This window comes from Candidatus Bipolaricaulota bacterium, assembly GCA_021159055.1.
In the GTDB taxonomy this organism is placed as follows: Bacteria; Bipolaricaulota; Bipolaricaulia; order UBA7950; family UBA9294; genus S016-54.
The window spans coordinates 1-8111 of sequence record JAGGSO010000083.1; the positions used below are offsets into that span (position 1 = coordinate 1).

Here is an 8111-nt window from a genome sequence, read left to right on the forward strand (position 1 = left end):
AGATGTTCGCGACGCACAATCAATTATTCGCCAACAACGACAACGGCCGCAGCGGTCTCGCGACCGAAGTGCTGTTTAACGGTGACTTCGGGCAGATGGTGTTAGAGACCTGGACCAAACTAGCCAAGGAAGGGATCTTCATCTACGGTGGTCCTGAATACTCGGCGAATACCGCATTCAAATCCGGCCAGCTGGCGATGCTCCTCCAGTCAACCTCATCCTTGGCAGGAATCGAAAAGGGATCACAGTTCCCGGTCGGGACCAGCTTCCTCCCTCGCTTTGAGGGCTATCCGATGGGTAACTCGGTCATTGGCGGTGGAAGCCTATGGGTGACCAAGGGGCAGAGCAAGGAAGAGCTGCGGGCCGTCTGGGAATTCCTGAAGTATCTCGGCCAGACCGACATCGCCATCCAGTGGCACAAGGGCACGGGGTATTTCCCGACGATGAACTCCGCGGTTAAAGCACTGCTTGACGAAGGTTGGTTCAGCAAGGATCAGAACTTCTTGACGGCGTTCCTTCAGATCCTTTCCGGGCGGCGCGACACCGCGGCGGTGCGGGGCGTCCGGCTCGGGCCGTTCGTCGAGATCCGCGAGATCGAGCGCGCGGCGATTGAGAAAGCCGTATCGGGAGTGATGACCCCCAAGGCGGCACTGGATGAGGCAGCGCAGAAGGCGAATCAGCTTCTTCAGGATTACGCCCAACTGCACAAGTAAGGAAGCTTAGCGGGATGCGGAGGGATCACAGTGATCCCTCCGCACCTTATGGATCCATCCATCAAGGAGTAAGATATATGCCGGAAGATAGGTTCCCTGGACATCGATTCCTGCCGTATCTTCTTATCTTGCCGTCGGTGGCGGTCATCATTACTTTCTTGATCGTTCCGTTCATCCAGAGCGTGCAGGAATCTTTTTATACCTCGACGGCGTTCGGTACAAAGACGATATTTGTCGGGTTTCGCAACTACGCGCGACTGTTCGCTTCCCCCGATTATCGACAAAGCATCATCACAACGTTGATTTTCGCCAGCTTCGTAATTGTAGTCGGCCTTTCTGTATCGCTCGCTATCGCTTATCTGCTGAATCAGAAGATCAAAGGGCGGGGATTCTATCAAGTCGCACTTATCTGGACGTACGCCCTCTCCCCTGCGGTTGCAGGCACCATCTGGGCCTTGATGTTCGCCCCAGCGACAGGAATCGTTCCGTACATAGTGAATCGACTCACCGGTGGATATGTCCTTAACTGGATGACCAACGGGCAGCTAGCCCTGTTCGTGGTCTCCGCGGCCGCGACCTGGAAGATGCTGGGGTACAATATTGTTTTCTTCCTCGCCGGACTGCAGAACGTCCCGGGCGAGCTGCTAGAGGCGGCGCGGGTCGACGGGGCAGGGGGATGGCGAACGTTCTGGAAGATAACCTTCCCCATGCTCTCCCCAACCACTACCTTCCTCCTGTTCGTCAATATGCTATATTCCGTATTCCAGGTGTTCGGACTAATCGATATCATGACCCGTGGGGGACCGGGAAATGCAACGAACATACTTGTGTACAACCTATATCGCGATGCGTTCATTCATCTCGATTCTGGATCGGCGTCAGCCCAGTCGTTCATCATCTTTATCGTGATATCGATAGCGGCAGTCGTTCAGCTGCGGGTGGCCACGCGCAAGGCCGTGTACGCTCGGTGAGGTGAGACAATGATCACAAGGACAAGAACGAAACTCCTGATTCACGCGATCCTCATCATCTTGGTGGCAGTGATCGCGTTTCCGGTCATCTATGCCCTGATTACCAGCACCCTTACGTTCCAACAGGCGTATTCTTACCCGCCTCGTCTCATTCCCGGGACTCATCTCTGGCAGAACATCGTCGAGGCGTGGCATCGGGCCAACTTCGGAAGACTGTTCTTCAACAGTACTTTGATCTCGTTAGTTGTATCGTTTGTCAAGATAGTCCTATCGCTGTTAGCGGCATTTGCCTACACGCACTTTCGTTTCCGTGGACGTTCCATCCTCTTTCCGATGACCATGGTCACGCAGATGCTTCCGCTCCCGGTGCGAATCCTACCGACGTATCAGCTGATGGCATCGTTTCACTGGATCAACTCCTACTATGCGCTGATGTTCCCGTTCTTCGCCAGCACTACTGGGATCCTCCTGTTCCGCCAGTTCTTCATGACCGTGCCCCGCGACCTGTCCGACGCCGCCCGGGTAGATGGAACAAGCCCGATGAGATATTTCTTGCAGATCCTCGTTCCGATCTCGAAGACGAACATCGCTGCTCTGTTCGTGATCGAGTTCATCTTCATTTGGAGCCAGTACCTGTGGCCGCTGATCGTCACCACCACAGCTGATATGCGCGTCGTGCAGATCGGACTGAAGATGCTGTTGGCAAGCGAGCAGATCGCTCCCGAATGGAACGTAATTATGGCAGGAACGATCATCGCTATGCTCCCCCCGCTCGTCGTTCTCATCCTGTTCCGGAAGAGCTTTGCCGAGGGGATAGCCATGCAATCGGAGAAATAGATGGGAGCATTGATAGGGTATCTGCTCGATCTCGACGGAACGGTATATCTGGGAGAGCGGCTGATCCCGGGCGTCGATCGGGCAATCGCCGAGCTGCGAGCCCGCGGGCGGAGGATCGTCTTTCTCTCCAATAAACCGCTCCAATCCCGCACCGACTACGCCGAAAAACTGACCCGTCTCGGGATCCCCACGACGGAGGATGAGGTGATCAACTCCTCCTACGTCCTCGCCCGCTACCTCGGGAAACGCGCTCCCGGCGCGACGGTGTACGCAATCGGAGAGCCTCCCCTCATCGCCGAGCTTGAGGCCGCTGGGTTCGCCATCTCCGAGGATCCGAAGAAGATCGAGTACGTGATCGCCGCGTTCGACCGCACGTTCGACTACCACAAGCTGAACATCGCGTTCCAAGCACTGCGCCGCGGTGCTCATTTCGTCGCCACCAACCCGGACCGCACCTGCCCGGTCGACGGGGGCGAGATCCCGGACGCAGCCGGGGTGATCGCGGCCCTCGAGGCGACAACCGGGAGGAAGGTGGAGGAGATCGTGGGTAAGCCGTCCCGCCACACGGTGGCAGTGGCGCTGGAGCGGCTCGGGCTCCCGGCGGAGGAATGCGCTATGGTCGGGGATCGGCTCGAGACGGACGTAGTGATGGGAAAGCAGGCCGGCCTCACCGCGATCCTCACCCTCACCGGGGTGACCACGCCGGATGCTGTCTCTGAAGCACCTGTGCCGCCGGACTACGTGATCGAGAGCGTCGCCGCACTCCCGGAGTTGGATGCCCGACTGCAAGGATGACCAGCAGATGGTTGCGAAGGCGGCGGCTTTCGATACAATTTTAGCAAGCAAGTGAAATAAATCGAAAGGAGATCGCAAGTGGAGTACGTGGGGGCAATCGACCTGGGGACAACCGGAGTGCGGTTTGTGGTGTTCGACCGGCATGGCAATCCGGTTGGGGCGGCGTACCACGAGCTTACCCTGAGATTTCCCCGACCCGGCTGGGTGGAGCAGGACCCGCTCGAACTGCTCGACCGTACGATTGCAGTAATGCGGGAAGGACTGTCCCAGGCCGGGATCACCGCCTCCGAGCTCGTCGGAATCGGAATCACCAATCAGCGCGAGACTGCGATCGCGTGGGATGCGAACACCGGCACGCCGGTTCATCCGGCGATCGTGTGGCAGGACCGCCGCACCGCGGCCCGTTGCGCCGAGATCGGTGGTGAAGAATGGATCACGGTCCGCACCGGACTCCCGCTCGATCCCTACTTTTCCGCGACGAAGCTGGAATGGCTGTTCGCCCACCGGCCCGAGCTCCGGGCCCGCGCGGAGGCGGGGGAGGTATTGGTCGGCACTCCCGATTCCTGGCTGATCTGGAACCTGACCGGGGTTCATGCAACGGATACAACGAACGCCTCCCGTACCCTCCTGTTCGACATCAGGGAGCTGGCCTGGAGCGAAGATCTCTGTCGATTCTTTTCGATCCCTTCTGCATGCCTTCCCCAGGTCCGTCCGAGCGTCTCCACCTTCGGGCGGTTGAAGCCGGGGATCATCGGCCCGGAGGTCCCGATCGCTGGGGTCCTCGGGGATCAGCAGGCGGCCCTGTTCGGCCAGCGCGGGTTCGACCAGGGGATGGGGAAGGTCACCTGGGGGACGGGCGCGTTCCTCCTCGCGAATACGGGGGAAACCCCGGTGCGGAGCACGCATGGGCTCATCACCACGATCGCCTACACCACCCCGGATGCGGTCGCCTACGCCCTGGAGGGATCAGCGTTCGTCGCTGGGGCAGCGGTGCAGTGGCTGCGGGACGGGCTTGGGCTGATCGCCACCGCCGCCGAGACCGAGTCCCTCGCCCGGTCCGTCGATTCGACCGGTGGGGTGTATCTCGTCCCGGCGTTCGCCGGGCTCGGGGCACCGCACTGGGACCCGCACGCGCGGGGAACGATCGTCGGGCTCACCCGCGGCACGACTCGAGCCCATCTCGTACGGGCGGCGCTCGAGGGGATCGCCTACGAGACGTGCGACCTCGTGCGGGCAATGGAACGAGATATTGGATCGCAGCTCGCTGAGCTGCGGGTAGATGGCGGAGCAGCGCGTAACAACTTCCTTTGCCAATTCCAATCCGACGTCCTTGGAATCCCGGTCGTACGACCCGCGTATCTGGAGACGACCGCGCGCGGGGCGGCGTTCGCCGCCGGGCTCGCCCGCGGGTACTGGGAGCGGTTCGAATCCCTACAGGGGCTTACAGGGGAGGAGGAACAATTCTCCCCGCGGATGGACAATGCAACGCGAGGACAGCTCCTCGCAGGATGGGCGCGGGCGGTTGATCGCGCGAAAGGATGGGCAAAATGAGAATTGGGGTGATCGGGGCCGGAGTCGTCGGAGCGCTCATCGCCCGCGAGCTCTGCCGGTACGACGTTGAGGTGCACCTCTTCGAGCGGGAGGCAGACGTTGCGTTCGGGGTGAGCAAGGCGAACTCCGGGGTGATCCACGGCTGCTTCCACGAACAGCCAGGGACCGCCCGCGCCCGGTTCTGCGTCGAGGGGAACGCGATGTACGCCACCCTTGCCCAGGAGCTCGACTTCCCGTTTCTGCGCATCGGTGCGCATGTAGTTGCGTTTGACGCCGACGACGTGGCGACCCTGAAGCGCCTCAAGGAACAGGGGGAGCAGATCGGGGTTCCGGACTTGGCGATCATCTCCGGGGAGGAACTGCGCGCCCGCGAACCGTACGTTAGTCCAGATGCCCAGGCCGCGCTGTGGTCCCCGACGGTGGGGATCGTCGAGCCGTGGGATGTGGCGATCGCCGCGGTGGAGAACGCGCGTGACAACGGGTTGAACCTGCATCTGGGGACCGAGGTGACCGGGATCGTGCTGGACGGGGAGCGGGTCACTGGGGTGCAGACCTCCCAGGGTGACTACCGACTCGATGCGGTGGTGAACGCCGCCGGGCTGTACGCTGACCGGGTGGCGCGGATGGCCGGAGTCGACCGGCCGGTCCTCCACCCCCGCCGCGGGGAGTACCTCCTCCTGGACAAGCAGGCCGGTAAAATGGCGAACTCCGTTCTGTTCCCTGCTCCGACGAACAACTCCAAGGGGATCCTTGTCCTTCCCACGGTCGACGGCAACATCCTCCTCGGCCCGACCGCCGATGACCTGCCCGAACTGACTCCGGATGCGATCGCCACATCCCCGACCGGGCTCGCCGCGGCAGTCGCCGGGGCAAAACGCCTCGTCCCTGCAGTCGATCCCCGTCTGACGATCAAGACGTTCGCCGGGGTGCGACCCGAGCCGGCCGGAGGTGAGTTCGTGATCGGCCCGACCGAGGTATCCGGCTTCTACCAGGCAGCGGGGATGCGCTCCCCTGGCCTGACCGCTGCCCCGGCGGTGGCGCATCACCTCGTCGAGGAGATCGCGGCCGCGTTTGCGCTCGGACGGAACGAGGCGTTCGACCCGGTACGCCACGGTCTTCCGCGGTTCTCAGCGCTCTCCCCGCGTGACCGCGCCGCCCTGATCGAGAAGGACCCAAGCTACGGGAGAATCGTCTGTCGCTGCAACGAGGTCACCGAAGGGGAGATCGTCGCTGCGATCCGCCGCGGTGCGCGGACGGTGGACGGGATCAAGTTCCGCACCCGGGCCGGGTTCGGCCGCTGCCAGGGGGGATTCTGCACCGCGCGCATCCTCTCCATCCTGGCCCGCGAGCTCGGGGTCAGGCCCGAGGATGTAACAGCGCGAGGAAGAGGGGACAGCATCGTGGTGGGGAGGGTGAGGCCATGACCACGTATCGGACCGACGTGTTGGTGATCGGAGGTGGGGCGGCCGGGCTCGCCGCCGCGACCGCTGCCGCCTCTTCCGGGCGGGAGACCCTCTTGATCGAACGGGAGGACTCCCCGGGAGGGGTACTCGAACAGTGCATCCATCCGGGGTTTGGAGTGCACCGTTACAAAGAAGAGCTCACCGGCCCGGAGTTCGCCGCGCGGCTGGTCGGAGAGCTGGAGCGGAGCGGGGCGGAAGTCCTTTCCAAAAGGAGCGTCCTGTCCATCGACCCGAAGACTCGCGTCGTGGAGACGACCGGGCCGGAGGGGCTGCGGACGATCAAGCCACGGGCGGTGGTATTCACCACCGGAGCGCGGGAGCGACCGTTCGGGGCGTTGCGGATCCCGGGACCGCGGCCGGTCGGGGTGTTCACCGCCGGGCTCGCCCAGAAGCTCGTCAATCTGTACAACCTCCTCCCCGGGCGGAGGGCCCTCATCCTCGGCTCCGGGGACATCGGCCTGATCATGGCGCGTCGGCTCCACTTGGAGGGGGTAGAGGTGGTCGGGGTGCTGGAGCTCAAGCCGTTCCCGGGCGGGCTCACTCGAAACGTCGTCCAGTGCCTCGATGACTTTGGAATCCCGCTTCACCTCTCCCACACCGTCACCGCAGTGCACGGGACGACCCGGCTCACCGGGGTAACCGCGGCCGCAGTCGACGGGGACGGTCGTCCGATCCCGGGGACGGGCCGGGAGTTCGAGGTGGACACGCTGATCCTCTCCGTCGGCCTGATCCCGGAGGCGGAGCTGGTTTCACCGTTCGTCGGGCTCGACCCGATCAACCGCGGCCCGCGCGTCGACTCCCGATGGCGGACCGAGGCTCCATGGCTGTTCGCCGCGGGAAACAGCGTAGCGGTATTCGACCTTGTTGACGCAGTCGCCGCCGCCGGGGCCGAGGCAGGGCGGTTTGCCGCCCGGTTCGCTGCCGGCGAAGACGAGGAGGGGCGAATAGTCCCACTCGTACGTGGGGAGAACGTCCTCCACCTTGTCCCCACCGCGCTCGATTCGAGCATCCCCACGGTCATTCGCCTCCGCGTTCCCCGACCGATGGAGCGTGCCCAGGTGCGGCTCGGCGGGGGGATCGTCTCCCGCCGGTTCGTCGGGGTTCGTCCGGCCGAGATGGTGGAGGTACGGCTCTCCGCCGAAGCGGTGGAAGCCCTCGCCAAACTAGCGGAGGTGAAGGTGGAGGTGATCGAGGGATGAAGGAGATCCATCTCACCTGCATATCCTGCCCCATCGGCTGTGCGCTCACTGTGCGGATGGACGGGGACAAGGTTGTGGAGATCACCGGGAACAGATGCCCGCGGGGCGAGGCGTACGCCCGCCAGGAAGTGACTGCCCCACAGCGGACGATCGCCACGAGCGTCAAGGTGGAGGGGGGAGTCCTTCCTCTCGTCTCGGTCAAGACCGACAAACCGATTCCCAAGTCCCTCATCCCGCAACTGATGGAGCTCGTTAAATCCCTCTCCGTCGCGGCCCCGGTGAAGATAGGACAGGTCCTTGTCCCCAATATCCTCGGCACCCCGGCGAACCTGGTTGCCACCAAAACGGTGGGAAGGGATTAGCACCCCGTGGCGGATTGTTCGGACATCCAGAACAGATTAAATCGGGATTAATCGGAGTCGCGATTAACGGGTTCATCACCTGTCGCATCCCCAGATCCGACGTCTTTATCGAGGACACATCTCGGAGGTCTATTCGGAGCGAAAAAAGAGCTTGTCAGCCGCTGATTTTGGATTCCTCGATAAAAAGTTGTATAATGCAATTTGTACATCTTGAATGGGG

Annotated in this window: 8 protein-coding genes; all 8 read left to right on the forward strand. The window is 62.5% G+C overall.

Going from position 1 to position 8111, the window contains the following annotated elements:
• On the forward strand, positions 1 to 713 hold a 713-nt coding region (locus tag J7J55_04200), incomplete at its 5' end, for an extracellular solute-binding protein (protein ID MCD6141902.1).
• Positions 714 to 790: 77 nt separating this feature from the next.
• Positions 791 to 1684, forward strand: coding sequence for a sugar ABC transporter permease (locus tag J7J55_04205; GenBank protein ID MCD6141903.1), 894 nt, complete (start codon positions 791 to 793; stop codon positions 1682 to 1684).
• Positions 1685 to 1693: 9 nt separating this feature from the next.
• Positions 1694 to 2521, forward strand: a complete 828-nt coding sequence (locus J7J55_04210) for an ABC transporter permease subunit (protein ID MCD6141904.1) — start codon at positions 1694 to 1696, stop codon at positions 2519 to 2521.
• On the forward strand, positions 2522 to 3316 hold the full coding sequence (locus tag J7J55_04215) for an HAD-IIA family hydrolase (GenBank protein MCD6141905.1): 795 nt from the start codon (positions 2522 to 2524) through the stop codon (positions 3314 to 3316).
• A 78-nt stretch (positions 3317 to 3394) separates the two neighbouring features.
• A complete protein-coding gene (glpK, locus tag J7J55_04220) occupies positions 3395 to 4867 on the forward strand; it encodes a glycerol kinase GlpK (protein ID MCD6141906.1) in 1473 nt (490 codons plus the stop codon).
• The gene (locus tag J7J55_04225) at positions 4864 to 6291 is read left to right on the forward strand and encodes an NAD(P)/FAD-dependent oxidoreductase (GenBank protein MCD6141907.1); all 1428 of its coding nucleotides are present in this window, start codon (positions 4864 to 4866) and stop codon (positions 6289 to 6291) included. The genes glpK and J7J55_04225 overlap by 4 nt, the downstream gene beginning before the upstream one ends.
• Positions 6288 to 7529, forward strand: a complete 1242-nt coding sequence (locus tag J7J55_04230; GenBank protein MCD6141908.1) for an FAD-dependent oxidoreductase — start codon at positions 6288 to 6290, stop codon at positions 7527 to 7529. Before J7J55_04225 ends, J7J55_04230 begins: the two co-directional genes overlap by 4 nt.
• Positions 7526 to 7891 carry a DUF1667 domain-containing protein gene (locus tag J7J55_04235; protein MCD6141909.1) on the forward strand — a complete coding sequence of 122 codons (366 nt, stop codon included), beginning with the start codon at positions 7526 to 7528 and terminating at the stop codon, positions 7889 to 7891. The genes J7J55_04230 and J7J55_04235 overlap by 4 nt, the downstream gene beginning before the upstream one ends.
• Positions 7892 to 8111 lie beyond the last annotated feature (220 nt).

Coding starts and splice junctions, on each gene's coding strand:
- J7J55_04230 (MCD6141908.1), top strand. CDS start 6,288: ATGACCACGTATCGGACCGACGTGTTGGTGATCGGAGGTGGGGCGGCC.
- J7J55_04210 (MCD6141904.1), top strand. CDS start 1,694: ATGATCACAAGGACAAGAACGAAACTCCTGATTCACGCGATCCTCATC.
- J7J55_04205 (MCD6141903.1), top strand. CDS start 791: ATGCCGGAAGATAGGTTCCCTGGACATCGATTCCTGCCGTATCTTCTT.
- J7J55_04215 (MCD6141905.1), top strand. CDS start 2,522: ATGGGAGCATTGATAGGGTATCTGCTCGATCTCGACGGAACGGTATAT.
- J7J55_04225 (MCD6141907.1), top strand. CDS start 4,864: ATGAGAATTGGGGTGATCGGGGCCGGAGTCGTCGGAGCGCTCATCGCC.
- J7J55_04235 (MCD6141909.1), top strand. CDS start 7,526: ATGAAGGAGATCCATCTCACCTGCATATCCTGCCCCATCGGCTGTGCG.